This window comes from Kitasatospora sp. NPDC087271 (assembly GCF_044744605.1).
GTDB lineage: Bacteria > Actinomycetota > Actinomycetes > Streptomycetales > Streptomycetaceae > Kitasatospora.
Genome location: NZ_JBIUYQ010000011.1, coordinates 128,256 through 153,873, shown reverse-complemented (window position 1 = coordinate 153,873; position 25,618 = coordinate 128,256). Strand labels below are relative to the sequence as shown.

The following is a 25,618-nucleotide window of genomic DNA, read 5'->3' as shown; positions in this document are numbered from 1 at the left end:
TGTTCGGCTGTGCTGCCGGGCACGTGAGCCCATCCTTCCCAGGACAGGGACCCATGAAGATCCATCGCATAGCCGTCGCAGCTCTTGCCATCGGCACCTTGCTGGCCGGAGGCACGGCTGCGGCCGGGGCCACCAACATCTCGACGAACACACCGAGTTCGGCGTCGACCGGCCAGGCCCACAGGGACGCCGTGGCCTGCGCGGCCGCCACCGTCTCCTCGTCGGTCGCCGCCGCCAACGCCTCCACCGCGGCAGCCGCGGCGCAGGCCGACGCCGCGTCGGCCGCCGCCGCCCTCAAGACCTTCATCGCGGCGACCCAAGCCGTGCCACCCAACGCCGCCGCCGAGGCCGCAGCCGCCGCCACCGCCAGCACCGCCGCCGTGAAGGCCTGCGCCGTTCCGCCGGTCCCCACCACCTGAGACGGACGCGCGGCATCGCTCGGCCGCCGGGCCAGGCCGTGGCGCGAAGCCTCCACGGCCTGGCCCGGTCTGCTCGCGCGGGCCGAGCCGGGCGCGCCCGCGCCCGCTGCTGCTGCTGCTGCTGCTGGCACGGCACCACGAACACGGGGGTCTCCATCAACCCGAAGGGAGCGTCATGCGACGCATCCGCACCATTCCGGTCCTCGCCGGTTCCGTCGTCCTGACCGCCGTGCTGGCCGCACTGGCCCCCACCTCCGCACAGGCGGCCGTGGCCTGCAACGAGACGGCGCTGGTCGCGGCGATCAACGCCGCCAACAGCGCCGGCGGGGGCAACGTCGTCCTCGCGACCGACTGCGTCTACACCATCGCCTCGTCGCACAGCAGTGACACCGACGGCGCGAACGCGCTGCCGGTCATCACCACCGCCATCACCCTGACCGGTGACAACGACACCATCACGCGCTCGACGACGGCCGGTACGGCCGGCTTCCGCATCGTCAAGGTGGCCGCGGGCGCCAGCCTCACCCTCAAGGGCAACGTCACCCTCAGCAACGGCTCCACCGTCACCGACGGCGGCGGCATCCTCAACTACGGCGCGGTGACCCTCACGGCCAGCGCCCTGACCGGCAACACCGCCCAGGGCAGGGGCGGCGGCCTGGCCAACGAGGACGTCGGCGCCCCCCAGAAGGGGGCGGTGGCGACCTTCACGAACAGCACCGTGGCCGGGAACAGCGCCACCGGCCAGGGCGGCGGGATCTACAACGGCCTACGCGGCTCGCTCACCACCACCAGCAGTTTCATCGACGCGGGCAACAGCTCCGGATCCCAGGGCGGCGGCATCGCCGCCATCGACTCCACCGCCACCACGCTGACCAGCACCCGGATCAGCGCCAACCATGCCGTCATGACGGCCGGCGGCATCTACCGGCAGAACGGCACCATGACACTCACCACGACACCGGTCAGTGGAAACACCCCCGACAACTGCGTCGGCAGCTCCCCCTCGGTACCCGGCTGCGTCGGCTGACCCGTCAACTGCCCTGAGACGCCTCGCCCCCATGCCGTCCGACGAGCGAGGACGCGAACCGACGTCCGCCCCGTCTCCCGGGCCCCGCCCCTGCGAAACCGGGAGCAACCGGGCGCCTCGTGATTGAGTGGGCGCATGAGCGCCTCGACCCCCTCGTCCTCTCCGGACCGCCCGTTCCGCGTCGGCCTGATCGGCTACGGCCTGGCCGGCTCCGCCTTCCACGCCCCGCTCATCGCCACCACGCCGGGGCTGCGGTTGGACGCCGTGGTCACCGCCAACCCCGAGCGCCGCGAGCAGTTGCGGCGCGAACACCCCGGTGCCCGCGCCGTCGACACCCCCGAGCAGTTGCTCGCCGACCCGGACGCGCTCGACCTCGTCGTCGTCGCCTCGCCCAACCGCACCCACGCGCCGCTCGCCCGCGCCGCCCTGCGCGCCGGGCTGGCCACCGTCGTCGACAAGCCGCTGGCCGGCACCGCCGCCGAGGCGCTGCAGCTGTGCCAGCTCGCCGAGGCCGGGGGCACCCTGCTCTCCGTGTTCCAGAACCGGCGCTGGGACGGCGACTTCCTGACCGCCGCCCGGCTGGTCCGGGGCGGCGCGCTCGGCCGGGTGCACCGCTTCGAGTCCCGCTTCGAGCGGTTCCGCCCGAAGCCCAAGCCCGGCTGGCGCGAGCTCGCCGACCCGGCGGAGGTCGGCGGCACGCTGTACGACCTGGGCAGCCACCTGGTGGACCAGGCGCTGACCCTGTTCGGCCCGGTGGAGACGGTGTACGCGGAGGTCGACGTGCGCCGGGACGGCGCGGTCGTCGACGACGACGCCTTCCTCGCCCTCACCCACGCCTCCGGCACCCGCTCGCACCTGTGGACCAGCGCCATCACCCCGCTGATCGGCCCCCGGCTGCGGGTGCTCGGCGACGCCGCCGGGTACGTCAAGCCCGGCATGGACCCGCAGGAGGCGGAGCTGCGGGCCGGGCACCGACCGGACGGCGCCCGCCCGTGGGGTGCCGACCAGCCCTCGCAGTACGGCACCCTCGGCACCGACGAGTCCTCGATCGCGCTGCCCACCGAACCGGGCGACTACCCCGCCTTCTACGCGGGCATCGCCGCCGCCCTGGCCTCCCCGGGCACCCCGCCCCCGGTCGACCCGCGCGACGCGGTGGCCACCCTGGCCGTCCTGGAGGCCGCCCGGGCCTCCGCCGCCACGGGCACCGCGGTCCGCCTGGGCTGAGCGGCTGCCGGGCCTGCCACCCCCTTCCATCCCCCGATTCCACTTCTAAGCTGCTTAGATGACCAGCCAGCGGGGCGGGGGCGGCAGGCCAGCGGCACGAAGAGCGCGAAGAGCACGGCTCCACCGGCGAGCGGCGGCCGTCACACCCCGATGACCTCCACCGCCGAACCCAGGCCCCGGAAGTCCGCGACGTTGCGGGTGTACAGCGGCAGGCCGTGGGCCGAGGCCACGGCCGCGATCATCAGGTCGATCCGGCGCGGGCGCGGCTGCCGCCCGGCGGCGATGGTGAGGGTCACCAGCGTGCCGTAGCGGGCGGCCGCCGCCGCGTCGAACGGCAGCGGGTCGAAGTCGGCCATCGCCGCGCCCAGCACCTCCAGCCGGGCCGCCCGGCTGACCGCGTCGCGGGCCATCGACACGCCTTGTTGCAGCTCCGCGAAGGTGATCGCGGTCAGCTCCGGCACGGCCGGCAGGTTCGCCGGGGAGAGCAGGGCCAGATCGATGTAGACACAGGTGTCGAGCACCCCGGCCGGCCGCCGCCGGACTGCCCGCCTGCGCTCAGCCACGCCGCCGCTCGAACGGGTCGTCGCCCTCGTCGCCCACCAACTCCTCCGGCCCGAAGTACTCCTCGGCCTCCTTGCGCATCTGCTGGTAGTCCACCCGCGGCAGCTTCACGTGCCGCGCCACCAGCTCCTCCGCCGTGAGCCGCCGCCGTCCGGACACCGGTCGCAGCTCCGCGACCTCGACCCCGTTCCTGGTGATGTGGAAGGTCTCCCCGGCCTCCACCGCGTCCATCACCGCGGCGGAGTTGTTCCGGAACTCCCGCTGGGTAATCGTCTTCATCCCTCCACGGTAGCCCCGTGTAGCACCTGCGGCTACGCCCCTGCACCGCCTCGCGAAGCACCTCGGCGCGCCGGGTGCGCCACGGGAATTCCGCGCCGGGCGGGAACTCGGCGGGCTCGGCGATCGTCCTGAACGTCTGAAGTCCGGCCCCGAGTCCGTGGGGCCAGAAGTCCGTGGGCCCGAAGCCCGAGGGCCGCGAAGTCCGTGCAGCCCCAGGTCCGTCACGCCGAAGGAGGAGCAGCGCATGACCGTCGTCGCGATGCTGCTCGGGCTGCTCCGGGTGCTGACCGGGGAGCTGGTGACCGAGGGCGGGACGGTCGCGTCGGTGGCGGCGGTCGCCGCCGTGGCGCTGCTGGCCGGTGCGGTCGCGGGCACGCTGGCGGGGGCGCGGCTGCTGGGGGCGCGGGCGCCGACGGCGGTGCGCAGCGGGGTGTTGCGGCGGCGCGCGTTCCGTACGGCCTTCCTGCCGCAGCGCGATCCCGATGCCCGGGGCAGGCGACGCCCGAGGGCGCCGGGTGCGGCCCCGGCGGCCGCGTAGCTTCGTCGTCTTCCGCCGTTCCACGCGGCCGTCCTCCGTCGACCACTCGTTTTCCGAGACCCCCGGAGGGCTCGCTCCACCATGTCCGTTCTCGCTGTTCTCGACCCGGCCGTCGCCGTCGCCCATGCCGCCGTCGCCGCGCTGGCCCAGGTACTGCCGACCGCGCTGGCGATCGTCCTGTTCACCGTCGCCGTCCGGCTGGCGTTGCATCCCTTCGCGCGCGCGGCGGCGCGGGGGGAGAAGTCGCGGGCGCGGCTGGCGCCGAAGGTCGCCGAGGTGAACCGGCGGTTCAAGGACCGCCCGGAGAAGCTGCGGGAGGCGCTCGCCGAGCTGTACCGGGAGGAGCGGGCCTCGCCGTTCGCGGGGTGCCTGCCGATGCTGGTGCAGATTCCGTTCTTCTCGGTGATGTACCGCCTGTTCACCACCCCGAACGGCCTGCTGGACCACACCCTGTTCGGTGTGCCGCTCGGCCTGCACGTCGGGAGCGCGCACGGTGCCGGGCAGTTGGCGGTGTTCGGCCTGCTGTACGCCGGGCTGGCGGCGGTCGGGTACGTCAACTTCCGCCGGGCCAGGCGGGCGGCGGCCGCGCAGCCGACCCCTCAGCCGGGGGCGGGGCTGCTGCCTTACCTGTCCTTCGGGTCGGTGCTGTTCGCGATGCTGGTGCCGGTGGCCGCCGCGCTCCACCTGGTGACGACGAGCACGTGGACGGCCGCGGAGCGGGCCTGGTTGCACCGGGGCGGCGCACCGGCGCCGGCGGCGGTGCTCGCGCTGTGAGCGCCGCCGCCGACCCCGCCGACCCCGGCGACCCCGCCGGTCCGTGTCAGAAGTGCCGCAGCAACTCGGAGAAGGCCGCCAGTCGCAGGGTCGCCTCGTCGGGGCCGAGGTCCTGGTGTTCCAGGACCCAGGTGTGCTCGTGCGGGATGAAGACCGTGCGCAGGCCGGCCTGGCGGGCCGGGGCGATGTCGGACTTGGGCGAGTTGCCGATCATCCAGGTCCGGTCGGGGTCGAGGCCGAGCTCGGCCCTGAGCCGCCGGTAGGTGTCCGCCGACTTCTCGGCCACGATGTGGACGCCGCGGAAGTGGTGGTCGATCGTGGAGGCCGTCACCTTGCGCTGCTGCTCGTCGAGGTCACCCTTGGTGAGCAGCAGCAGGTGGTGGCGGCCGGCAAGGTCGGCGAGGGTGTCGGCGACGCCGGGGATCAGCTCGATCTCGCGGCTGCCGAGCGGAGTGAGGAGGCCGTCGATCCGGGCTTCTTCGGCCGGGGTGGGGGTGCGGTCACCGTTCAGCCGCCGCAGGCAGTCGGCGAGGCTCTGCCGGAACACGGCGGCACCGTAGCCGAGGGCGGCGGAGTTGGCGGCTTCGATCTCGTCGAGGACGGTCCTGGCGCGCTCGCGGTCGGCCGGGGTGGCGACCCAGTCCAGGAAGCCGTCGATGACGCGCTCGAAGAGGACGTTGTTCTCCCAGAGCGTGTCGTCGGCGTCGAAGATGAGGGTCTGGTCGGTGTGCATCCGGGTGCGCTCCAACGGGGTTCGAAAGGTCAGGCGGGGGCGTCGAGCAGGCGGCCGACCCGGTCGAGCGTTTCGCGGAGGTTCTCCTCGGTGGTCCGCTGCCGGGCCTCGGCGATGGTGAGCCACTCCAGCGGGGCGGCGGGGTTCTCCGGCCGCGCCCGCTCCGGGGTGGCGGTGGCCAACAGGAAGCGCAGGTCGGCGTGTTCGTGGGCCGGTTCGACGGGCGAGGCCGGGACGGGCACGACGGCGAGGTGGACGAGGGCGGCGTCGGGCCACGGGGTGAGGTCGGTGAGTCCGGTCTCCTCCAGGCCTTCGCGCAGCGCGATGTCCAGCGGCAGGGTCTCCCCCGGGTCGCCGTGGCCGCCGACCTGGAGCCAGGCCTGCTGGCGCACGTGCCAGCGCAGGAGGACGCGCCGGGTCGGCGGGTGGACGATCAGCGCGGAGGCGGTGAAGTGCAGCGGCGTCCCGCGGTCCCAGGCGTCGGCGGCCCCGGTGAGGTGGCGGACGCGCTCGTGGTCGGCGGTCTCCGTCGGGCCCTGCGGCCGGTGCTCGGCCAGGAGTTCGGCCAGGCCCGGGCTGTGCGCCGCGCCGCCCGTGGTCACCATGATCAGCACTCCTCATTGCGCTCCGGACCACGTCAACCGGCTTGCGGGGGCGGGTGATCGGGGCCGGGGCTTCCGGTTCCGACGAACCCGCGAAGCCTAGCCCCGGGGCCCTCCGGCGGCCCACCGGTTTTCCTCCCGGGGCCGCCCGGCAGGCGGCTCCCCCGCCTCCGGACGGCGACGAGGGGCCGGTCGGGGCGGCGTCCGGGAGGCCGTAGCCTGTGGTGATCGTTTCGGGACAGGTGGAGGGATGTCGTCATGGTGGCTGCTCCGGCGCTCGCGGACTTGCGCGAGGTGTGCCAGCCGCAGGCCAAGCTGCAGAGCCGCAACGGTGAGCACTGGGCGGGACGGCTGTACATGCGCCGCATCTCGCTGCGCACGACCCGGCAGTTGGTACGCACCTCGGTGTCACCGAACACCCTCACCTGGGTGATGGTGGTCTGCGGGGTCGGCGGCGGGGCGGCCCTGCTGATCCCCGGCCTGACCGGCGCCGTGCTGGCGGCGGTGCTGTTCCAGCTGTTCCTGCTCTTCGACTGCGTCGACGGCGAAGTGGCGCGCTGGAAGCGCCAGTTCAGCATGGCCGGGGTCTACGTGGACCGGCTCGGCGCCTATCTGGCGGACGCGGCGCTGATGATCGGCGCGGGCGTGCGGGCGGCCCGGGGCGGGTCGGAGCTGTGGGTGTCGGTGGGCCTGGCGGCCGCGCTGGGCGTGGTGCTGCTCAAGGCCTCGACGGACCTGGTGGACGTGGCCCGGGCCCGCAGCGGACAGGCCCCGGCGGACGAGGAGTCCACCCAGCCGCGCTCGCAGGGCATCGCGACCGCGCGCCGGCTCGCCTCGGTGTTCAAGATCCACCGGGTGACGAACGGCATCGAGGCCTCCCTGGTGCTGCTGGCGGCGGCCGTGGTGGACGCGGTGCTCGGCAACCTGGACGCGACGCGGGCGACGGTCGCGGGGATCGCGGTGATCACCTGGGGCATGGTGGTGGCGCACCTGGCGTCGATCCTGTCCTCCTCGCGCCTGCGCTGACGGGCTGCGCCACCACGCGCGAGCGGCCGCCTACGCGCGGGCTTCGGCCCGCGCGTGGGGCTCGGCCCGCGCGTCGGCCTCAGCCTGTACGTCAGCTTCGGCCTGTGCGTCGGCTTCGGCCCGCGTGTGGGCGGCGAGGATGGTGTCGAGGAGGCCGGGGAAGCGCTGCTCCAGGTCGACGGCGCGCAGGGCGGAGAACTTGCGGTTGGCCTCCTCGCGCTGGCGGATCAGGCCGGACTCGCGCAGCACCTTGAAGTGGTGGCTGAGGGTGGAGGGGGCGACGTCCACCGGGAAGGTGCCGCAGGCCCGCTCGGGTTCGGCGCGCAGGATGCGCACGATAGTCATCCGGGTGGGGTCGGAGAGCGCGTGCAGGACGTCGAGCAGGTCGATCTCCTCGGTCGCGGGGTGGGCGAGCGCCGGTCGGCGCCGGGTGCTGCGGGGCATGATCCGACCTCCCTGATCTGCGGTTGATCCGCGCTTGATCCGCGCTTGATATGCGCTTGATCTGCAATGTTCGACAATCATCGAAACTGCGTGGTACCACTGCCTCACGTCAATTTCGCCGTTCGTCGAACATCGTAGTCGAGGGGGACCGACATGCGCGCACTGGTGATGACCGCACCCGGTGGGGCCGAGCACACGGAGATCCGGGAGGTCGAGGCCCCGAGCCCCGGCCCCGGCCAGGTGGCGGTCGACGTCGCCTACGCCGGGCTGAACTTCGTCGACGTGATGGGCCGCCGGGGCGACGCCGGCTACGTCACCGCCTGGCCGTACCGGCCGGGCAAGGAGGTGGCCGGCACCGTCCGGGCGGTCGGCGAGGGCGTCACCGGACTGGCGGTGGGCGACCGGGTGGCGGCCGCGCCCGTCGGCGGCGGCCTGGCCGAGGTGGTGCTCGCCGAGGCCGCGCTCACCGTGCCCGTCCCGGACGGGCTGGCGCTGCGCGAGGCCGCCGCCGCCCCGCTGGGCCTGGCCACCGCCGTGCTGCTGCTCACCGATGCCGGCCGGCTCACCGCCGGGGACACCGTCCTGGTGCACTCGGCCGGCGGCGGGATCGGCCATGCCGTCGCCCAACTGGTCCCGCTGATCGGGGGCGGCGGTCGGCTGATCGGCACGGTGGGCCGCCCGGAGAAGGCGGCGTCCGCCGTCGCCTCCGGCTACCACCACGCCTTCGCCCGCGACGAGGCGCTGCCCGAGGCCGTCCGGGCCGCGACCGGGGGCCGGGGCGTCGACCTCGTGCTGGACCCGCTGGGCACCGAGGCCCTGGAGCTCGACCTCGAACTCACCGCACCCGGCGGCCGGATCGTCCTCTTCGGCAACGCGGGCGGCGGCGCCGTCGCCGACCTGCCGCCGCTCGGCCGCCTGATGGCCGGGAACCTCACCGTCACCGGCTTCAGCCACCGCGCCCTGGCCGCCACCGCCCCCGAACGACTCGCCCGCGCCATCCGCACGGTCCTCGACCTGCTCGCCTCCGGTGACCTCACGCTGCCGGTCACCGAAGTCCCCGGCCTGGCCGCCGTCCCCGCCGCGCACGACGCGATGGCGGAGGGTCGGGCCACCGGCAAGTACGTGGTGCGCGTGGCCGGTTGAGCCCCGCTCGGGGCTGCGCCCCTTGCGCAGGAAGTCGGGCGGGCCGACTTCCTGCGCAGAGCACAGAGCGCGGAGCGTTGGAGGCCGGGCGGATCAGGGGTTGTAGAGGCCACCGGCCTCGCCGGGGTCGCCGGGACCGTTGTAGCCCTGAGGACGGCCCTGGTTGCGCGTCCCGGGCCTGTTGGTCTCGACGAAGCGGCAGGCCGCGAAGTGCACGTCGCCCATGCCGGGCCGCAGGATGTCGCTCAGCAGCACGTCGCCGTCGAAGACGATCGAGCGGCCCGCGAGTTGGGGGTCGGTCAGCGTGGCGACGTTGATGACGGTTGCGGCCGGCGTCCCCGGATCGAGTTCGACGTCGTACCCGCCGCCCACCGGGCTGGCGATCGCCGGGTTTCCCCGGATGGTGAGGCCGCTGGGGTAGGAGATGGTGTAGTTCTGCAGGCTCCGCCCGCCCACCACGGTGCGCGCGGCGCCACGCTCTTGCCCCTGTTCCACGCTGCCACCCCGGTTGGCGCCGTTCTCCACCTGCCCGCCCAGGTCATCGGGGAGGACCATCCCGTGCTGCGTGTAGAAGTGCACCCTCGTCCCCGCGGGCACCCGGAAGCTGCCGTTCGCGGCCTCCCAGGCGCCGTGACCGCTGAGGACGAGACCGTCCGTACGCGCGGGCGCGGTGTTGTCGGCCTCCCAGTCGTCGTCCGGGTTCTGGTGATTGATCATGGGCCGGTTCTGGTCGGACGCGCGCTGGATCCCGGTCGCGCGGAGCATCTGCACGACGGCCGCGTTGCCGTGGGTGCTCTGGAGGCCGAGCAGCGACTGGGCGGCGGCCTGCGCCCGGTTCGGGTTCCGGGTCGCCGGCTCCGAAGTACGGACCGGCGTGCGGGCCTTGCCGGCGGCGGCAGCCTTGGTCCTGTCGTGGGCGTGCATCGTCCCCCTCTCGACTCGAAAGCTCACTCTCCTGGATATCGGTGACGTCGACCCGGGCGCCAGGTCCGTACGGGCAGTGCCCGCTGCCTGAAGGCGCACCGCGCGGTGCCCTGCCGCGCCGAGACCTCGCGCGGAGGTCAGGCCGCGGGTATGCCCGCCGCGTAGAGGCCGGCCCGGCTGCCGCGGTAGGCGACGCCGCCGAAGGCCGTCAGCGAGAGCCCGGTGTACTCGGTGCCGAACTTGGCCGGATCGTCCTGCCATTGAAGCCGGCCGGTGGCGAGGTCGAGGGCGTGCAGCCGACCGTCGTTCAGCGCCACGTAGACCCGGCCGTCGGCGACGGCCATGGTGCTCATGCCCCGGCCCAGGCCGTCCGGCACCGAGGAGGTCCACCGGCTGCGGCCCGTACCCGCGTCCACGGCGACGACCCGGTCGTTGTCGAGGAGGCAGAGCGTCCCGTCGGCGACCGGGGCGGGCTGGACACCGGGGTGGCCGAGGTCGTCACGCTGCCAGAGCACCCGGCCGGTCGCCGCGTCCAGGGCGGAGACGGTCGAGGCCGAGACGGTCGAGGCGGCGCCGGCGGAAGCCGACAGGTAGAGGACGCCCTCGTGGACCACGGGCCGGTCGACGAGCTTGCCGACGGCGGGTTGCTCCCAGCGCCGCTCACAGGTCTTCGCGTCGAGGGCGGAGATCCCACCGGCGGGGGCGGCGAGGTACACGGTGCCGCCCGCGACCGCCGGTACGCAGGCGGCCTCCAGCGGACTGCTCCACCGGGCTTCGCCGGTGGCCGCGTCGTAGGAGTGGACGCGGCCGTCGTAGCTCGCGAACACGTCCCCGCCGACGATGGGGCCGTCCGTCCATCCGGACAGGTAGCCCCCCGGCGCGGGCACGGCCCACCGGACGGCCCCGGACGCGGCGTCCAGGGCGTGGACGTGGGAGTCGGTGGTCACGCAGACCAGTCCGTCACCTGCGGCGATCGGCCAGCCGAAGTTACTGTCGGCGGGGTTGCGCGAGGCGACCTCGGCACTCCAGCGCGGGGTGCCGGTCCGCAGGTCGAGGGCCCTGACCGTGCCGTCGAAGTCCGCGACGTAGAGGTCGGGCTGCGGGGTGGCCGACAGGGCGACCCGGCTGCCGGTACCGGTCCGGCTCCAGACGCGGTGGCCGGTGTCGGCGTCCCGCCGCGCCCACCAGCCGACGCCCCCCACGGTGACGGCGGCCGCCGCCACGCCGGCGACGCCCAACAGCATGCGCCTGCGGCTGACGTGGGGGCGGACGGGATCGGTCTGCGATTCGTTCGAGGTCACACCGAAGGTGACCGTCTGCACCTGCCACCGGTTCCACCGCGCGAGCGAGCTTCACAGAAGGCGCCGAAAAGGACGGCCAGGATGCGGCCGGGATTCTGAAGGCCCCGCGCAGGAAGTCGGCCCGGCCGACTTCCTGCGCGGGGGCTCAGGTCAGGTGCCTGGGGGTTCGCGGCTGGGTCATCCGATCAGGTTGCCGGGCTCGTCGAGCCACACGTGCTGTTCGCCGGTCGGCGTCATCGTGATGCCGAAGCGGGTGAGGTCCGGTTCGCCGTCGGCGAGCCATCGTCGGCGGGCGCGGACGATCTCGTCCCACAGGCGGCGGGGCCCGGCCTGCTGGACTGCGTCGGCGGCGCCCCAGTCGTGGTGGCGGACGGACGCCCAGGAGCCGGCGCCGTCGGAGAGTCGCATGCGATAGGTGCCGCCGGGGTCCGTGTCGTCCCAGGTGTGTTGATACCGAACGCCGGGCACCCGGAGGCCGGTGGCGAACGCCACGTCCACGTTCTCCAGCGCCAGCTCCGGGTCGATCGGCGACGAACCCCGGTGGATCGGCCGGTCGGTCGGTTCGGTCACCGGGTGGGGGCGCTGGCTGCGAACCCACATGAAGCTCACGTTGTCCACGAACCTGCCGTGGGAGGGCGCCCCCGGGTCACCGACCACCACGCGCAGGAGTCCCGCGTTGGCGTAGGGCGTGCCCCAGGGGGTGACGATCACGCCGCCGGGGCGGGTCTGTGCGAGCCAGGCACGCGGCAGTCGGCGAACCGCCGCCGTGGAATGGACGCGATCGTAAGGCGCCCGGAGGGACTGGCCTTCGAGGCCGTCGCCGGTCGAGCAACTGGGGTGGAAGCCCGCTGCGGCGAGTCGTCGGGCCGCTGCGGCAGCGACCGCTCGATCGACCTCGACGGTGGTCACGTGGGCGTCGCCGAGCCTGGCGGAGAGGAGCGCGCTCGTCCATCCGGTGCCGGTGCCGATGTCGAGCACGGTGTTCCCGTCGACCACGTCCAGGTGCCGGAGCATCCTCGCGACGAGGGACGGCATGGAGGCCGAGGAGGTGGCGATGCCCGGCCCGGTATCGAGGCCGTCATCGATCTGGGTGACCACCACCTCGTCGGCGTTCACCAGCGCCCACCAGGTGTCCGGGTGGTCGGCCCGGGTGATCCGGCCGTAGCCGGTCGGGCTGTCGCCGTCCGGCGCCCAGACGGAGTCCGGGACGAAGGAAGAGCGCGGGGCACGCTCGAACGCGCCCCGCCACCCCTCGCCCAGCGCCCCCGCCGATTCCAGCCGGGTCAGCAACTGTGCGTATTCGTCCATCAGTTGGCGCTCACTTCTTCGGCGGCTTCACGGGCTTGGTCCACTGACCGTCGGACTCCTTCGGGGACTGCTTCTTGTCCCCGTCCTCGCCACCCTTGCCGTCTCCGTGCTCGCCCATTCCGGCTCCTCTCGATCGGTGCCGGTCACTCGGGTGCCGGCAAGGTCCTGTCCGACACGGTAGAGGCCCAACCATGCCGGTGTGAGCCGCATTTCTCCGCATTTCTCCTATGCGCGGCGAGGCTTCCGCAGGTTTCTCAGGTGGCTGCCAGTGCCAGCGTCGAGCGCGCGCGGGCGATCAGCCGGTGTGCCGTAGGGCCGTACACCGCAGCATCGTGCAGCTTTCCCCAGACCTTCCGGTACAGCGCGATGTCGGCGGGTTCGTCGAGCCGCAGCTCGGCGTTCCACGTCTCGACGATCGCGAGCCTGTCGTCGTAGATCCAGAAACCGTGCTTGGGAATGACTGCCACCGGAGCCCCGAGCGGAACGATTCCCACCTCAACCGTGCCGAGCCCCAGCAGGCCGCCCAGTCGGTCGAGTTGGGCAGCCAGGATGTCGGGCGGACAGATCTGCACGTACAGTGCGGCCTCGGACATGATGAAGCGGAAGCGCTTCCCTCGCTGGTAGAGGGACTCCTGACGCTTCAGCCGGGCACATACTCCTTCCTCGATGTCACGTGGCCCGTCATCCAGATCGGTTGCGTGAGTCAGGACGTGGCGGGCGTATTCCGCGATCTGGAAAATGTCCGGGATGATGGCAGGTTCGTAGCCGATGGTCACCGCCGTCCCCCGGCCGTGCCTGACTCCGGCTTCCTCGCGCACCCGGTGCCCGCCGGCCAGCACCCGCTTCCATCCCCGATAGCGGGACTCCAGGCCTTGCAGCCTGCCTTTCAACTCGACAGCGGCCTCCGGACGCCCCAACGCTTCGGCCCACGCCTGAAGATCCGCGGGAGTGGCCGTCTGCTTGCCGTTCTCCAGCTTCGAAATCTTCGACGCCGACCAGCCCAGTCGTCCGGCGAGGTCGCGGCCGTTCACGCCAGCCTCGGTGCGCAACTCCCGTAGCCGAACACCGAGGGACAGCCGGGCCTGCTGAAAATCGGTACTCACCACCCGGAGGCTACCTGCCGACTGAACTCGCACATCGGAACCGCGAAGTGCCTTGCGGTATAGCAGGCTTGGCATGAGGAAAGCACTGCGCGGGTGTCCTCGCGGCCCTGGAGGTGACGGGCGCGGGTTTCACAGAGGGCGCCGAGGAGGGAGGCCAGGAGGTTGAAGGTCAGGAGGCCTAGCATCGGCGGCGGTCCCGCTCGCGCTTGTACTCGCGGAGGAGGGCGAGGAGGTTGATGAGGGTGCTGGCCGGGATGTTGCCGAGGGAGACGAGGGCGCGGCCGTCGAGGTTGGTCTCGCCGGGCTGGGCGGAGGGCCAGAGGAGTCCGAACTCGCGGCCCTCGATCCGGAGTTCGACGATGAGTCCGGTGATCTGGCGGGCCGTGAGGTGGCGCAGCGCCGGATCGGCCGGGTGGATGGGGTGGTGGGCGATCACGCGACACCGTCCAGCTCGAACCAAACGATTTTGCCCAGCTTCAGGGGGTCGACGCCCCAGCGGTGGGTGAGGCCGGCGACCAGCTGGAGGCCCCGGCCGGACTCGGCGAGCGGGCAGGGCGTTCGCTGCTCGGGGAGGGTGGCGGAGCGGTCCGCGACGGTGACGCGGAGGGTGTTGGAGAGGAAGTGGATGAGGACGACGGGGGAGGTCGTCTCGCCGTGACGCCAGGCGTTGACGATCAGTTCGACGAGGGCGAGCTCGGCGTCCGCGATGGCGGAGGGCGACCAGCCGACGCGGGTCATGCCGTCGCGGAGGGTGTCGCGAGCGAGGGTGAGGGAGGGGGAGTTGAGGTTACGCACAGGGATCTCCCGGAGAGGTGAAGGGGAAATGCCGAGCGGGACAATGACGCCCATCTCGGTGATCGGTGCGTCACCGACTGTAGGGCATCGGTGGTACATGTCCGGGTACTTCTACCCCAACCTTCACTCGATCGATGGATTGCTGGACCCTTCCCGGGATCGCGATGGATGCTTGAGGGCATGCCACCACGAACCACCCCGTCAGCCAGGCAGGAACGAGTAGGCACCGAGCTGCGGAAGATGCGCGACTGCGCGGGCCGCACAACTGCCGAAGCCGCCGCGTTGTTCGGATTCGCCCGACCGAAGATCACTCAGATCGAGAAGGGGCAGTACCCGATCAGCGCCGAGCGGGTACGCATGCTCGCTTGCGACTATGAGGAGAGCGATCGCGCCTTCGTGGAAGCGCTCGCGGCCATGGCCGAGGAACGCCACAAGGGTTGGTGGGAGGACTACCGAGGGTCCGTGCCGCCTGGCTTCCTCAACATCGCCGAGATGGAGTACTTCTCCAGGGGACTGCTCACGTACCAGATCTCGCACGTCCCCGGCGCTATGCAGACGGAGGAATACGGGAGAGCCATCTTCAAGGATGTCCACCCGACGCTCTCACCCCGTCACGTGGAAGCCCGCGTTGAGCATCGAGTTCAGCGTTCGGCGTTCCTGATGAGAGACGGAGCCGCGCCGTACTCCGCGTTGGTCCACGAGGCCGCTCTGCGCATGCTGTTCGGCGGCCGTGACGCCGCAAAGCGACAGATGGACCAGCTACTTGAGTACTCGGAACTTCCCCACGTGACGCTTCGGGTGATCACCTTCAGCACCAATGGCTTCATGGGTGCAGGTCAAGGAATCATCCACGCGAGCGGGCCAGTGCCCCGCCTGGACACAGTTCAGCTCGACACTGCCAACGGCCCGATGTTCCTTCACGAGCAGAAGTTGATGGAGAACTATCGCCACATCATCGACAGGATGACAGAGCGATCGCTCACCGAAAGCCAGTCTCGTGACGCCATCAGGCTTATCAAGAAGGAGATCTAGAGCCATGGAAATACTCGACTGGCAGCGCCCAGAGGCTTGCGGTGAGGGCGCAAGCTGCCCGGAGGTGGCCGTCACCTCCGACGCCGTCTACGTCCGCAGCACTCTTCTACCCGACGCCATCGCCCAACTCACCCCCACCGAATGGCGCGACCTTCTCTCCGCCATCCGCGCCGGAGAGTTCGACGTCTGATCCACCGCAACGGGCGGGCCGTTCGACGAACGGCCCGCCCTGGCCGTCCCCTTGAGACTCTTCCGCCCCTGCTGACCCAGCCGTCCGATAACCCCATATTCACAAGACGGCCTGATCCTGCCGCTCCCCAACCACCCCCGAACCGACGCCGGTTTGCCGCCGAGGAGGGCCGGGGTAGTGCCGAGGAGTTCGCACTCCCACGGACTCCAAGTCCGGTGCGGGCACTGATGCTTAGACATTGCGAAGGGATCGATATCCATGAACAGGACCCTCCGGAACGCCCTCGTGGCAGTCGCGACCGCCGGCGCCCTCGCCGCTGCCGCCGCCGCTCCCGCCATGGCCGCAGGCACCGCGCCGGCCCAGCCGACGGCCCGGGTGCAGGCCCAGCTCAGCAACCCGAAGACGGTCAAGGCCGACGACTTCAACAAGGCCCGCGACATCCTGATCAAGGCGGGCAGCAAGACGGCCGAGAAGACCCACCCGTCCCACGGCGTCAAGGACGTCCCCGTCTCCTACGGCACGAGCCTGCTCGCCGAGGCCCGCGACGAATTCCGCGCGACGGACAAGAACCTGCCCGAGAAGGACAAGCAGTCCGGCATGTCCCACGCCCACTACAAGGCCGTCCACGACGCGGCCAAGAAGATGGGCATCGACACCTGGTAGCCCCGCCGGTAGGCCCTCGCGCGGCCTCCCCGCCGCGCGAGGGCCTACCGCCCCCCTCGGCTCTACCGGCCTACCCGGGCGTCGGGTCCTGCCTGCTCGGCCGGCCGTCCGGGTCGACAGTGAACACCGCGGTCTCGGTCCCCTCCACCCCGGTCACAGCGATCCGGTCCGGCCCGGACCAGTCGATCCTGCCGAACTCGCCGCCACGGATGTCCCATTCGCCCAGTTCCCAGTGGCGGGCGGACCAACCGCTGCCGGTCAACAGCTCGACCCGGTAGATCGGGTCGATCGAGAAGGCGACGTCGGTCACGGTCAGCACGCGGTCCGGGTGCTCCGGGTGGCTCTTCCGGCTGACGGGCTGCCCGTCGCGGTCGAGCAGCAACGACAGGAGCACGGCCACCCCAGCGAGGAAGACGAGCGACACCAGGGCGGCCGCACAGCCGACCTGCGACCACCAGGTGCGGAACTCGAACTGGATCACCAGCGAGACCACGGCCAGCACGACGGTGGCGCCGAGCAGCGGCAGCGGATGGTTGAGCCAGCGCTCGACCTCCACCAGCCCGCCTGAGAAAGAGGCCTGATAGCCCGGCAGATAGACCAGGAACGCCGCCAGCGCCAGACCTCTGAGCCACCACACGATCCGCTTGCGACGTGCCGCCGTCATGCGCCCCTCCCCAGGGTGAGCCTTTGCCCGGACTTTACTACCGGATGTCCGGCGGTTGGGGCTCCGGTCGGCTCCGGCCCAGGCCCTGGGCGTCCACCACCACCGGCCGCGACTCGGTACCGGCCAAGACTCGGCACTGGCCACGACGCCGGGAGGCCCGGGCGGACATCGCTGTCCTCCCGGGCCTCCCGCTACCGGCCGCACCCCCGTCACCGCCGGTAGAAGACGCTCCTCGACCAGAAGTAGCCGATCAGCGTCAGCCCGGTGCACCACGCCAGCGCACTCCAGGCGCTGTTGCCGATCGGGGTGCCCATCAGCAGCCCCCGCAGGGTCTCGATGATCGGCGTGAACGGCTGGTACTCGGCGAACCACCGCAGGGCGGTCGGCATCGAGTCGGGCGGGACGATCGCGCTGCCGATGAAGGGCAGGAACTGTATCGGCATCGGCAGGTTGCTGGCGCTCTCCACCGTCTTGGCGACCAGCCCGATGCCCGCCGATATCCAGGTCAGCGCGACGGTGACGAACAGCAGCAGTCCGACGGCCGCCAGCCATTCCACCAGCCCGGCGTTGGGCCGGAAGCCCATCGCGAGCGCCGCGCCGACCACCAGGACCAGGCCGAGCATGGTCTGTATCACGCTGCCGACCACGTGCCCGGCCAGGAAGGCCGAGCGTGAGATCGCCATCGTGCGGAAGCGGTTGACGATGCCTTCCGTCATGTCGACGCAGACCCCGATCGCCGTGACCAGCGACCCCGAGGCGGCCGCCATCAGCAGGATGCCGGGCGTCACGTAGTCGATGTAGCTGCCGCCGCCGATGCCCGCGCCGAGCGCGCCGCCGAAGGCGTAGTTGAACAGCAGCAGCATCATCACCGGCATGATCACGACCGCGAAGGTCAGCGACGGATACCTCAGCGCGTGCTTGAGGTTGCGCCGCAGCATGGTCAGCGAGTCACTGACCGCGTAGCTCACCGAAGCGCTCATCGGGCGCCCTCCCCGGTCAGTGTGAGGAACACGTCGTCCAGATCGGCCGTCTCCACGACCAGCGACTCGGCCTGGACCGAGGCGTTGTCGAGCGCGTCCAGCACCGCCTTCACGGTGACCACGGAGTTGTCCCCCGGGATGTCCAGTCGCAGCGCCTCGGTGTCGACCGCGGCGTAGTCGAACAGCCCGGCGGCAGCACCCAGTTGGGCGGCATCCGCGAACTGGAGCCGGATCCGCCCACCGGGGACGATCCGCTTCAGCTCGTCCGCCGTGCCCTCGGCGACGATCCGCCCGCCGTCCAGGACGGCGATCCGGTCGGCGAGTTCGTCGGCCTCCTCCAGGTACTGGGTGGTGAGGAAGATCGTCACCCCGTGGTCGGCGACCAGCCCCCGGATGATCTCCCACATCGTCCGCCGGCTGCGCGGGTCCAGCCCGGTGGTCGGCTCGTCGAGGAAGATCACCTGCGGATCGCCGACCAGCGTCATCGCCAGGTCGAGCTTGCGCCGCATGCCGCCGGAGAAGGTGACGACCGGCTTGCGCGCGGCCTCCGTGAGGTCGAACCGCCGCAGCAGATCCTCGGCCCGCCTCCGCCCCTCCCGACGGGGGAGGTGGTTGAGGTCCGCCATCAGCAGCAGGTTCTCCTCGGCGGTGAGTAGGTTGTCCACCGCCGAGAACTGGCCGGTGACACCGATCGCCGCCCGCACCCCGGAGGCCTGCTCGACCACGTCGTGCCCGGCCACCCGGGCCACCCCGCCGTCGGCCGGGATCAGGGTGGAAAGGATCTGCACGGTGGTGGTCTTGCCGGCGCCGTTCGGCCCGAGCAGGGCGAACACGCTGCCCGCCGGGATCTCCAGGTCGATGCCGTTCAGCACGGCCTTGTCGCCGTAGGACTTGGTCAGTCCGACTGCCGAGATCGCCGCCATCACGCCCTCCGGATCACGACGTCGCCGAGCTGGGTGCGGCCGCGGACCTCGACGGTCTCCCGGGCGTCGCCCGGGCCCTGCGCCGCGCCGAGGGCGTTGCGCACGGTGCCGACCTTGCTGTGCACGTCGAGCCAGGCCGCCGTGCCCTCCGCGATGCCGACCTCCAAGTCCCCCAGGGAGGTCTGCATGGTGACCTGGCCGCGCACCACCCGGCCGATCCGGATCGGGCCGTGCGCCGTCTTGGCGTCCACCCCCGCGTGGGCGGTGCCGACCTCGATCCGGCCGAAGGAGGAGCTCGCCTTGAGCGCCCCGTGGACCTCGCGGACCTCCGTGTCGCCGTTGCTGTTCTTGACCGTCAGCGCGCCCCCGACCGTGCCGACCGCGACCCGGCCGAGCCCGGAGACCTCCGCGTCCCCGTCGACCGAGTCGACCCGGACCTCCCCGTGGTCGGTCTTGAGCCGCGCGCTCGCGGCCTGCTCGACCTGGATCCGGCCGAGCGAGGTCTTCAGCCGGCAGTCGCCGAGCGGGCCTTCGGCGACGAAGGTGGCCATCGGGGCGTCGGCGTTGATCTCCGAGCCCGCCGGCAGCTCGATCAGGATGTCGATCGAGCCGATCCGGCCGAACGGCGAGCGCTTCTTCGGGCCCTTGAGGGTGAACCGGCCGCCGGCGTAGTCGACCTGGGTCTGCTGGGCGGCCTTGACGTCGGCCTCCTCGGCGGGGTTGGCGGGCTTGACCTCGACCACGGTGTCGGTGCGCTTGCTCGCGCTGATCCGCACCGAGCCGATCTCGAATTCGAGGGTGACCGAGATCGGTCTGTCGGTCTCGTACGTAGGCATGGCTGTCCCGTCCTCTTGACTCTGATGGGTGTTCCCGCTGGTCGGAGCGGGGGTGACGTCGTTGCGGGTGGAGCGCGGATGGAGCGGGTCTAGCGGGCGGAGCGGGCGGAGCGGGCGGAGCGGGCGGAAGCGTCAGTGGACCCAGCCGGTGAAGCCCTGGCCGCCGCCGCGGCGCGGGCGAGCCGTCGGCTGGGGGGCCTGCGGCGCGGCCGGGCGGGCGGGCGGCTCGCCGGCCTCCAGCACGCCGGCGACGGCCCGGACCAGCCAGGCGTTGAGGGAGAGGCCCTCCTGCCCGGCGGCCTCCTCGGCCCGGGCCTTGAGGTGGGCGGGCAGGCGCAGGTTGATCCGGGCCGTGCCCGTCTCGTCCGACTCCGGCACCACGGGCGGCGCCACTGGCACCACCGATGCCGCCATCGGCGCCATCGGTGGCGCCACGGGCGGCACATCACCGTGGAAGGTGTCGGCGCCGGGCGGTACGGTGACCACGAACTCGGGATCGAGCCCGCGCAACCGCACGTCCACCGAGCCGGGGGCGAGCTCGCGGGTCACTTCGCCCATCGCGGCCGAGAGCGCGTTGAGCAGGGTGAGCCGCACGGCGGAATCCAGCGGCAGCGTCAGCCGCTCGGCCAGCGCGCGGGCTTCGTCCCCGCCCGTGCCCGCGGCCACCGCGAGCTCGTTCCGAAGGTTTTCGACGTACGGCGTGAGGTCCATGGCCTCAGCATGGCACAGCAGTGGCGCCATGTCGAGCCACTAGTGGTGCCACTTTGGCGCCACCTCCGAGTGGGCACAGAGAACCGCCCCGCCGACAGCTGCCGACGGGGCGGTTCAGGGGCACTTCGCGGGGCGTCCACCAGGGCGGACGCCGGGGATCAGGCCTTCCAGCCCGCCAGGTACGCGTCGATCTCGCCGGCCAGCCGCGCCTTGCCCGCCACGTCCAGGAAGGACGCCTCGACCGCGTTGCGCGCCAGCGCCGCCACCCCGGACTCGTCCAGGCCCAGCAGCCGCGCCGCGACGGCGTACTCGGTGTTGAGGTCGGTGCCGAACATCGGCGGGTCGTCGCTGTTGATCGTGACCAGCAGCCCGGCGTCCACCATCCGCTTGATCGGGTGCTCCTCGATCCGCTCCACCGCCCGGGTGGCGATGTTGGAGGTCGGGCAGACCTCCAGCGGGATCCGGTGCTCACCCAGGTGGTCCAGCAGCGCCGGGTCCTTCACCGACTGCGTGCCGTGCCCGATGCGCTCGGCGCCGAGCACCCGGATCGCGTCCCAGACCGTCTCCGGCCCGGTGGTCTCGCCCGCGTGCGGGACGCTGCGCAGGCCGGCCGCCCGCGCCCGGTCGAAGTAGGGCTTGAACTGCGGGCGCGGCACACCGATCTCCGGGCCGCCGAGGCCGAAGCTGACCAGGCCCTCGGGGGCCAGGTCGACGGCGAGCCGGGCGGTCTCCTCGGCGGCCTCCAGACCGGCCTCGCCGGGGATGTCGAAGCACCAGCGCAGTACGACCCCGAGCTCCTTCTCGGCGCGCAGCCGGGCGTCCTCGATCGCCTCCATGAAGGCGACGTCCGGGATGCCCCGCTTGACCGAGGAGTACGGGGTGATGGTCAGTTCGGCGTACCGGATGTTCTGGCGCGCCATGTCCTCGGCCACGCCGTAGGTGAGCGCGCGGACGTCCTCGGCGTCGCGGATCAGGTCCACGACGCTCAGGTAGACGTCGATGAAGTGCGCGAAGTCGGTGAAGGTGAAGTACTCGGCGAGCGCCGCCGGGTCGACCGGCACCTTCGACCGGCCGCGGTGGCGGGCCGCCAGCTCGGCGACGACGCGCGGCGAGGCCGAACCCACGTGGTGGACGTGCAGCTCCGCCTTGGGCATCCCGGCGATGAACGCCTCGATGCCCCCCTGGCCACTGGGGTTTCCGATCCGACTTCCGTCCGGCTGGACCACGGTGGTTCCCTACTTCCTCTACGCGCGTACCGACAGGTGCTGGCAAGGATAGGCCGCCCCGGGGTCAGCCTCCGAGGGCGGTCGCGACGGTGTGGATGAGCAGCCCGGCCATGGCGCCGACCACGGTGCCGTTGATCCGGATGAACTGCAGGTCGCGGCCCACGTTGGCCTCGATCTTGCGGGAGGCGTCGTCGGCGTCCCAGCCCGCCACCGTCTCGGAGATCAGCGAGGTGATCTCGGCGCGGTAGGTGTCGACCAGGTACTGGGCGGCGTCCTGGAGCCAGCCGTCCACCTTGGCCTGGAGCTTGGCGTCGGTGGCCAGGCGTGCGCCGAAGCTGCCCACGCCCTCGCGGATGCGCCGGCGCAGTTCGCTGTCCTCGTCTCCGGCCGCGTTCACCACCAGGGTGCGGACGGCCGCCCAGGTGGAGGCGATCAGGTCCTGCACCTCGGGCCGGGCCAGCAGTTCCACCTTGGCCCGCTCCACCCGGGCGATGGTCTCCGGGTCGGTCTGCAGTTCGGTCGCGAAGTCGGCGAGGAAGTTGTCGATGGCACCGCGGGCCGGGTGGTCCGGGTCGTCCCGGATGTCGGTGACGAACCGCATCAGCTCCTTGTATACCCGCTCACCGACCTGGTGGTCGAGGAACTTGGGCGTCCAGCCCGGGGTCTTCTGGGTGACCCGCTGGACCACCTCCTCGTGGTTGGCGGTCAGCCAGCCGTGCGCCCGGACGGCCACCAGGTCGACCACGCCGTGGTGCCCGCCGTCCGCGACCACCTTGCCCAGCATCCGGCCCATCGGCTCGGCCACCGAGGTGGCCGCCGCCCGCCTGGTCACCGCCTCGGCGACGACCGCCTGCACGTCGTCGTCCCGGAGCACCGCGAGCACCCCGCGCAGCGCCGCCGAGGCCTCCTTGGTGACCCGCTCGGCGCTGCCCGGCGCGGCCAGCCACTCCCCCAGCCGCCGGGCGATGCCCAGCGCCGCGAGGCGCCCGCGCACCACGTGGCCGGAGAGGAAGTTGTCGCCGACGAAGTCGCCGAGCGAGCGCCCGAAGGCGTCCTTCTTGGTCGGGATGATCGCGGTGTGCGGGATCGGCAGGCCGAACGGGCGGCGGAACAGCGCCGTCACCGCGAACCAGTCGGCCAGCGCGCCGACCATGCCCGCCTCGGCGGCCGCCGCCACGTACCCGGCCCAGGCGCCGGCGCCGGCCGCCTTGGCCCAGGTGGCGAGGGCGAAGACCAGGCTCGCGAAGGCCAGCAGGCCGGTCGCGATGGTCTTCATCCGGCGGACGCCATGTCTCTTCTGCTCGTCGGCGGCGGTGAACCGGACCCCGGGGCCCGTACCGCTGAAGGCTTCGTCACTCACCCCGCCAGTCTGCCCGCTGCCCGGCGCGGGCGAGGGCGCGCCCCGCGATCACGCGCCTGGTTGCGCGCCCGGGCACGCCTCGCGCGCAGCCGGGCGCACGCCCCGTACCCTCCCCCTCACGCCGTGTGCGGTCCACCGTGCCCGCCGACGCGGCACCCCGCACGCCCGTCAGAGCCTGAAACGCACCCCCTCAGGCTCCGCCCAGCACGATCACGCCCCGCCCAGCACGATCCGCCGCACCCCCTCGACCGCCCACGCCGCCGGATCCGTGCACCGCCGCCCGTCCAGCAGCACCCGCACCCCCGGCAGGTCCTCCGGCGCCAGCTCCCGGTACTCCGGGTGGTCCGCCTGGAGCACCGCCGCCACCACCGGCTCCCCGTCGTACGGGGGCAACCCGAGCGCCGCCAGTTCCCCGCCCCGGTACAGCGGATCGCTGACGTACGGCCGCGCCCCCGCCGCCCGAACCGCCTCGACCAGCGGGAACACCCCGGAGTACGCCGTCTCCTTGACCCCGCCCCGGTACGCCGCCCCGAGCACCAGCACGCCCTGCCCGGCGATCCCGCCCGCCAGCGCGCCGTCCAGCACCCCGACCGCGTACCCGGGCATCTCCAGGTTGGCCTCCCGGGCGGCCCGCACGACCGTCGCGCCCGGGTCGTTCCACAGGTACAGCCGCGGGTACACCGGGATGCAGTGCCCGCCGACCGCGATGCCGGGCCGGTGCAGGTGGCTGTACGGCTGCGAGTTGCACGCGTCGGCGATCTCCGCGAAGTCCACCCCGACCCGGTCGGCGTACCGGGCGAACTGGTTGGCCAGCGCGATGTTGACGTCCCGGTAGGTGGTCTCGGCGAGCTTGGCGAACTCCGCCGCCTCCACCGAGGCCAACTCCCAGACGCCGTTGGGCCGGGGCAGGTCGGGGCGCGCGTCGAAGTCCAGCGCGGCCCGGTAGAACTCGGCGCCGCACCGGGTCGAGGCCGCGTCCACGCCGCCGACCAGCTTGGGGTAGCGCCGCAGGTCGGCGAAGACCCGCCCGGTGCGGACCCGCTCCGGGCTGAACACCAGCGCGAAGTCCGCCCCGGCGGCCAGCCCGGAGCCGGCCGCCAGCCGGGGCGCCCAGCGGCCCCGGGTGACGCCGACCGGCAGGGTGGTCTCGTAGCTGACCAGGGTGCCCCGGCGCAGCCCGGCGGCGACGGCGTCGGTGGCCGCGTCGAGCAGGCCGAAGTCCGGGGTGCCGTCGGCGGCGGTGACCAGCGGGACGACCAGCACCACGGCCTCGGCGGCGGCGACGGCGGCCGTGGTGTCGGTGGTGGCCCGCAGCCGCCCCTCGGCGACCACCTGCTTCAGGGCCTCGTCCAAACCCGCCTCCCGGGGGAACGGCGGCACGCCCTGGTTGACGCTGCGGACGACCCCGGGAGCGATGTCCGCCCCCGTCACCCGGTGACCCTTCAGCGCGAACTGCACGGCCAGCGGCAGGCCCAGCTTGCCCAGCCCGACCACGCACACGTCCATCGCCCGGTTCATCCCCGCGTCCCGTTCATCCTCGTGTCCCATTCCTCCGGGGCCCCCGGCCTCCGGCGGCCCCGGCCTCCGGGGCCGCCGCTCACCCCCGGCCCCCGTTCACCGTGTTGGCGAGCCGGCGCCACACCGGGTAGCGCCGCAGCCCGCGCCGCAGCTGGGCCGGCACGGCGCCACGCCACAGCTGCTGGGCCAGGTTGAGCGGCGGGACCTCCGACGGCAGCCGCACCGGCTCCTCGCCCAGCAGGAACAGCTCGTCCGGCAGCCCCAGCCGGGCGTCCCGGAACGCCGGGTAGCCCGCGTAGTGCCGCCGCCCGTCGACGACCACCGGCGGATCGCCGTGCGCGGCCTCGTACCGGATCAGGTCCCGCAGCGCCTCCGGCCGGACGGCGGCGGCGAGTTCGAGCCGCAGCCGCTCGGCGACGGGCAGCCGGGGGTAGACCGCGCGGGCGTCGAAGCGCTCGATCAGCCGGCCGACCTCGGCGCAGACCTGCTCCTGGACGGCGTCGTCGAGCAGCAGGAAGTCGTCCTGGAGCAGCCGCGGCACGTCCCAGGCGAAGCTGCGGGCCCGGATCGCGTCCAACTCCCCGCCGGGCGAGGCCAGATCGGCGGCGACCTGCTGCAACGCCGCGATCCCGCGCAGCCGGTCCAACACCCCGGCCCGCTGGGTGACGTTGCCCAAGTCCTCGCGCAGCACCAGGAAGTAGCAGTCGTAGTCGGCGAGGACGGACACCCGGCCCGCCCGCAGGCAGGCCTCCAGGGTGAACGGCTGGTCCGAGAAGACCTTCAACTCCTCGTCGCGGCGCAGCCCGTGGCGCCGGACGAGGTCCATCCGGAACAGCTTGGTGTCGGACAGCGCCCAGGCCAGCGCCGAGTCGGTGAAACCGACGGACTCGGCGTTGGCGTGGAAGATCCCCTGCGGCACCAGCCGCCCGTTCACCCCGACCTGCTTGGGCACCAGCACGTCCGAACCCCAGGCGTCGGCCGCCGCGACCAGCCGCTCCAGCGCCTCGGCGCCGAGCCAGTCGTCCGCGCCGAGGAACAGCACGTAGCGGCCGCGGGCCAGCGCCAGGCCCCGGTTCGTGGGGGCCGCCGGGCCGCCCGAGTTGGGCTGGTGCACCACCCGGAACAGCCCGGGGTGGCGGGCGGCGTAGTCGTCCAGGACGGCCTCGCCGCCGTCCGTGGAGCCGTCGTCGACGACCACCACCTCCAGCCGCCCGGGTGCCAGGGTCTGCCCGACCAGCGAGTCCAGGCAGGCGGTGAGGTAGGGCATGGTGTTGTAGACCGCGACCACCACGGTCACATCGGGTCCGGTCATCG

At 72.6% G+C, this 25,618-nt stretch carries 30 protein-coding genes; 10 read left to right on the top strand and 20 right to left on the bottom strand.

Annotated elements, in window-relative coordinates; translation table 11 throughout:
* Positions 1-53 precede the first annotated feature (53 nt).
* The 3 genes from ACIO9K_RS20355 (at position 54) to ACIO9K_RS20345 (ending at position 2,670) form a co-directional block, all read left to right on the top strand.
* The gene (locus ACIO9K_RS20355; protein ID WP_400331590.1) at positions 54-419 is read left to right on the top strand and encodes a hypothetical protein; all 366 of its coding nucleotides are present in this window, start codon (positions 54-56) and stop codon (positions 417-419) included.
* Between the two features lie 175 nt (positions 420-594).
* Positions 595-1,446: a hypothetical protein gene (locus tag ACIO9K_RS20350; protein ID WP_363620018.1), complete on the top strand. Its 852-nt coding sequence runs from the start codon at positions 595-597 to the stop codon at positions 1,444-1,446.
* A gap of 135 nt (positions 1,447-1,581) precedes the next feature.
* Complete coding sequence (locus tag ACIO9K_RS20345) at positions 1,582-2,670, top strand: Gfo/Idh/MocA family oxidoreductase (protein WP_400331587.1); 1,089 nt, start codon at positions 1,582-1,584, stop codon at positions 2,668-2,670.
* 140 nt (positions 2,671-2,810) lie between these two features.
* On the opposite strand, the gene ACIO9K_RS20340 is transcribed toward ACIO9K_RS20345, so the two are convergent.
* The gene (locus ACIO9K_RS20340; protein ID WP_400331584.1) at positions 2,811-3,233 is read right to left on the bottom strand and encodes a type II toxin-antitoxin system VapC family toxin; all 423 of its coding nucleotides are present in this window, start codon (positions 3,231-3,233) and stop codon (positions 2,811-2,813) included.
* Positions 3,226-3,510: a type II toxin-antitoxin system Phd/YefM family antitoxin gene (locus ACIO9K_RS20335; protein ID WP_063349249.1), complete on the bottom strand. Its 285-nt coding sequence runs from the start codon at positions 3,508-3,510 to the stop codon at positions 3,226-3,228. The genes ACIO9K_RS20340 and ACIO9K_RS20335 overlap by 8 nt, the downstream gene beginning before the upstream one ends.
* A 244-nt stretch (positions 3,511-3,754) precedes the next feature.
* Here ACIO9K_RS20335 and ACIO9K_RS20330 point away from each other — a divergent pair, with 244 nt between their 5' ends.
* Both ACIO9K_RS20330 and ACIO9K_RS20325 read left to right on the top strand, forming a co-directional pair.
* Positions 3,755-4,048, top strand: a complete 294-nt coding sequence (locus tag ACIO9K_RS20330) for a DUF6412 domain-containing protein (protein ID WP_063349248.1) — start codon at positions 3,755-3,757, stop codon at positions 4,046-4,048.
* A gap of 81 nt (positions 4,049-4,129) precedes the next feature.
* Complete coding sequence (locus tag ACIO9K_RS20325; RefSeq protein ID WP_363620021.1) at positions 4,130-4,822, top strand: YidC/Oxa1 family membrane protein insertase; 693 nt, start codon at positions 4,130-4,132, stop codon at positions 4,820-4,822.
* A 46-nt stretch (positions 4,823-4,868) separates the two neighbouring features.
* Here ACIO9K_RS20325 and ACIO9K_RS20320 read toward each other — a convergent pair whose 3' ends face one another.
* Positions 4,869-5,555, bottom strand: coding sequence for an HAD family hydrolase (locus ACIO9K_RS20320; RefSeq protein WP_400331579.1), 687 nt, complete (start codon positions 5,553-5,555; stop codon positions 4,869-4,871).
* Positions 5,556-5,584: 29 nt separating this feature from the next.
* Complete coding sequence (locus ACIO9K_RS20315) at positions 5,585-6,160, bottom strand: NUDIX hydrolase (protein WP_400331576.1); 576 nt, start codon at positions 6,158-6,160, stop codon at positions 5,585-5,587.
* A gap of 255 nt (positions 6,161-6,415) precedes the next feature.
* Between ACIO9K_RS20315 and ACIO9K_RS20310 the strand changes: the two genes are divergently transcribed.
* On the top strand, positions 6,416-7,183 hold the full coding sequence (locus tag ACIO9K_RS20310; protein ID WP_400331573.1) for a CDP-alcohol phosphatidyltransferase family protein: 768 nt from the start codon (positions 6,416-6,418) through the stop codon (positions 7,181-7,183).
* A gap of 30 nt (positions 7,184-7,213) precedes the next feature.
* Here ACIO9K_RS20310 and ACIO9K_RS20305 read toward each other — a convergent pair whose 3' ends face one another.
* Positions 7,214-7,627 carry an ArsR/SmtB family transcription factor gene (locus ACIO9K_RS20305; protein WP_400331570.1) on the bottom strand — a complete coding sequence of 138 codons (414 nt, stop codon included), beginning with the start codon at positions 7,625-7,627 and terminating at the stop codon, positions 7,214-7,216.
* A 153-nt stretch (positions 7,628-7,780) separates the two neighbouring features.
* Here ACIO9K_RS20305 and ACIO9K_RS20300 point away from each other — a divergent pair, with 153 nt between their 5' ends.
* Positions 7,781-8,770 carry a zinc-binding alcohol dehydrogenase family protein gene (locus ACIO9K_RS20300; RefSeq protein WP_400331567.1) on the top strand — a complete coding sequence of 330 codons (990 nt, stop codon included), beginning with the start codon at positions 7,781-7,783 and terminating at the stop codon, positions 8,768-8,770.
* 93 nt (positions 8,771-8,863) lie between these two features.
* Here the strand turns inward: ACIO9K_RS20300 and ACIO9K_RS20295 are convergent, their stop codons facing one another.
* The 6 genes from ACIO9K_RS20295 to ACIO9K_RS20270 form a co-directional block, all read right to left on the bottom strand.
* On the bottom strand, positions 8,864-9,694 hold the full coding sequence (locus ACIO9K_RS20295) for a putative adhesin (RefSeq protein ID WP_363620030.1): 831 nt from the start codon (positions 9,692-9,694) through the stop codon (positions 8,864-8,866).
* Between the two features lie 137 nt (positions 9,695-9,831).
* The gene (locus ACIO9K_RS20290) at positions 9,832-10,995 is read right to left on the bottom strand and encodes a PQQ-binding-like beta-propeller repeat protein (RefSeq protein ID WP_400331564.1); all 1,164 of its coding nucleotides are present in this window, start codon (positions 10,993-10,995) and stop codon (positions 9,832-9,834) included.
* Between the two features lie 177 nt (positions 10,996-11,172).
* Complete coding sequence (locus ACIO9K_RS20285) at positions 11,173-12,303, bottom strand: methyltransferase domain-containing protein (protein WP_400331561.1); 1,131 nt, start codon at positions 12,301-12,303, stop codon at positions 11,173-11,175.
* Positions 12,304-12,557: 254 nt separating this feature from the next.
* Positions 12,558-13,406 carry a helix-turn-helix domain-containing protein gene (locus ACIO9K_RS20280; RefSeq protein ID WP_400331558.1) on the bottom strand — a complete coding sequence of 283 codons (849 nt, stop codon included), beginning with the start codon at positions 13,404-13,406 and terminating at the stop codon, positions 12,558-12,560.
* A 178-nt stretch (positions 13,407-13,584) separates the two neighbouring features.
* Positions 13,585-13,842, bottom strand: a complete 258-nt coding sequence (locus ACIO9K_RS20275) for a hypothetical protein (protein ID WP_400331555.1) — start codon at positions 13,840-13,842, stop codon at positions 13,585-13,587.
* On the bottom strand, positions 13,839-14,201 hold the full coding sequence (locus ACIO9K_RS20270) for an ATP-binding protein (RefSeq protein WP_400331552.1): 363 nt from the start codon (positions 14,199-14,201) through the stop codon (positions 13,839-13,841). Before ACIO9K_RS20270 ends, ACIO9K_RS20275 begins: the two co-directional genes overlap by 4 nt.
* Positions 14,202-14,381: 180 nt before the next feature.
* Between ACIO9K_RS20270 and ACIO9K_RS20265 the strand changes: the two genes are divergently transcribed.
* From ACIO9K_RS20265 to ACIO9K_RS20255, 3 genes are all read left to right on the top strand, one after another.
* A complete protein-coding gene (locus ACIO9K_RS20265) occupies positions 14,382-15,233 on the top strand; it encodes a helix-turn-helix domain-containing protein (RefSeq protein WP_400331549.1) in 852 nt (283 codons plus the stop codon).
* Positions 15,234-15,237: 4 nt separating this feature from the next.
* A complete protein-coding gene (locus ACIO9K_RS20260) occupies positions 15,238-15,423 on the top strand; it encodes a DUF397 domain-containing protein (RefSeq protein WP_400331546.1) in 186 nt (61 codons plus the stop codon).
* Positions 15,424-15,681: 258 nt separating this feature from the next.
* Positions 15,682-16,086: a hypothetical protein gene (locus ACIO9K_RS20255; protein ID WP_363620039.1), complete on the top strand. Its 405-nt coding sequence runs from the start codon at positions 15,682-15,684 to the stop codon at positions 16,084-16,086.
* A 70-nt stretch (positions 16,087-16,156) separates the two neighbouring features.
* Here ACIO9K_RS20255 and ACIO9K_RS20250 read toward each other — a convergent pair whose 3' ends face one another.
* The 9 genes from ACIO9K_RS20250 to ACIO9K_RS20210 form a co-directional block, all read right to left on the bottom strand.
* Positions 16,157-16,750 (bottom strand): hypothetical protein, encoded by a 594-nt coding sequence (locus tag ACIO9K_RS20250; protein ID WP_363620040.1) that lies wholly within the window; start codon positions 16,748-16,750, stop codon positions 16,157-16,159.
* A gap of 209 nt (positions 16,751-16,959) precedes the next feature.
* Positions 16,960-17,730 carry an ABC transporter permease gene (locus ACIO9K_RS20245; RefSeq protein ID WP_363583716.1) on the bottom strand — a complete coding sequence of 257 codons (771 nt, stop codon included), beginning with the start codon at positions 17,728-17,730 and terminating at the stop codon, positions 16,960-16,962.
* Positions 17,727-18,653, bottom strand: a complete 927-nt coding sequence (locus tag ACIO9K_RS20240; protein ID WP_400331541.1) for an ATP-binding cassette domain-containing protein — start codon at positions 18,651-18,653, stop codon at positions 17,727-17,729. The genes ACIO9K_RS20245 and ACIO9K_RS20240 overlap by 4 nt, the downstream gene beginning before the upstream one ends.
* Positions 18,653-19,489 (bottom strand): DUF4097 family beta strand repeat-containing protein, encoded by an 837-nt coding sequence (locus ACIO9K_RS20235; protein WP_363583720.1) that lies wholly within the window; start codon positions 19,487-19,489, stop codon positions 18,653-18,655. Before ACIO9K_RS20235 ends, ACIO9K_RS20240 begins: the two co-directional genes overlap by 1 nt.
* Before the next feature lie 132 nt (positions 19,490-19,621).
* On the bottom strand, positions 19,622-20,200 hold the full coding sequence (locus ACIO9K_RS20230) for a toxin-antitoxin system HicB family antitoxin (RefSeq protein WP_400331539.1): 579 nt from the start codon (positions 20,198-20,200) through the stop codon (positions 19,622-19,624).
* 158 nt (positions 20,201-20,358) lie between these two features.
* Positions 20,359-21,375 carry an adenosine deaminase gene (locus ACIO9K_RS20225; protein ID WP_363620169.1) on the bottom strand — a complete coding sequence of 339 codons (1,017 nt, stop codon included), beginning with the start codon at positions 21,373-21,375 and terminating at the stop codon, positions 20,359-20,361.
* Positions 21,376-21,490: 115 nt separating this feature from the next.
* On the bottom strand, positions 21,491-22,786 hold the full coding sequence (locus ACIO9K_RS20220; RefSeq protein WP_363620046.1) for a DUF445 domain-containing protein: 1,296 nt from the start codon (positions 22,784-22,786) through the stop codon (positions 21,491-21,493).
* 210 nt (positions 22,787-22,996) lie between these two features.
* On the bottom strand, positions 22,997-24,292 hold the full coding sequence (locus ACIO9K_RS20215; protein WP_400331749.1) for a nucleotide sugar dehydrogenase: 1,296 nt from the start codon (positions 24,290-24,292) through the stop codon (positions 22,997-22,999).
* A 91-nt stretch (positions 24,293-24,383) separates the two neighbouring features.
* Complete coding sequence (locus ACIO9K_RS20210; RefSeq protein ID WP_400331537.1) at positions 24,384-25,616, bottom strand: glycosyltransferase family 2 protein; 1,233 nt, start codon at positions 25,614-25,616, stop codon at positions 24,384-24,386.
* Positions 25,617-25,618: the final 2 nt, after the last annotated feature.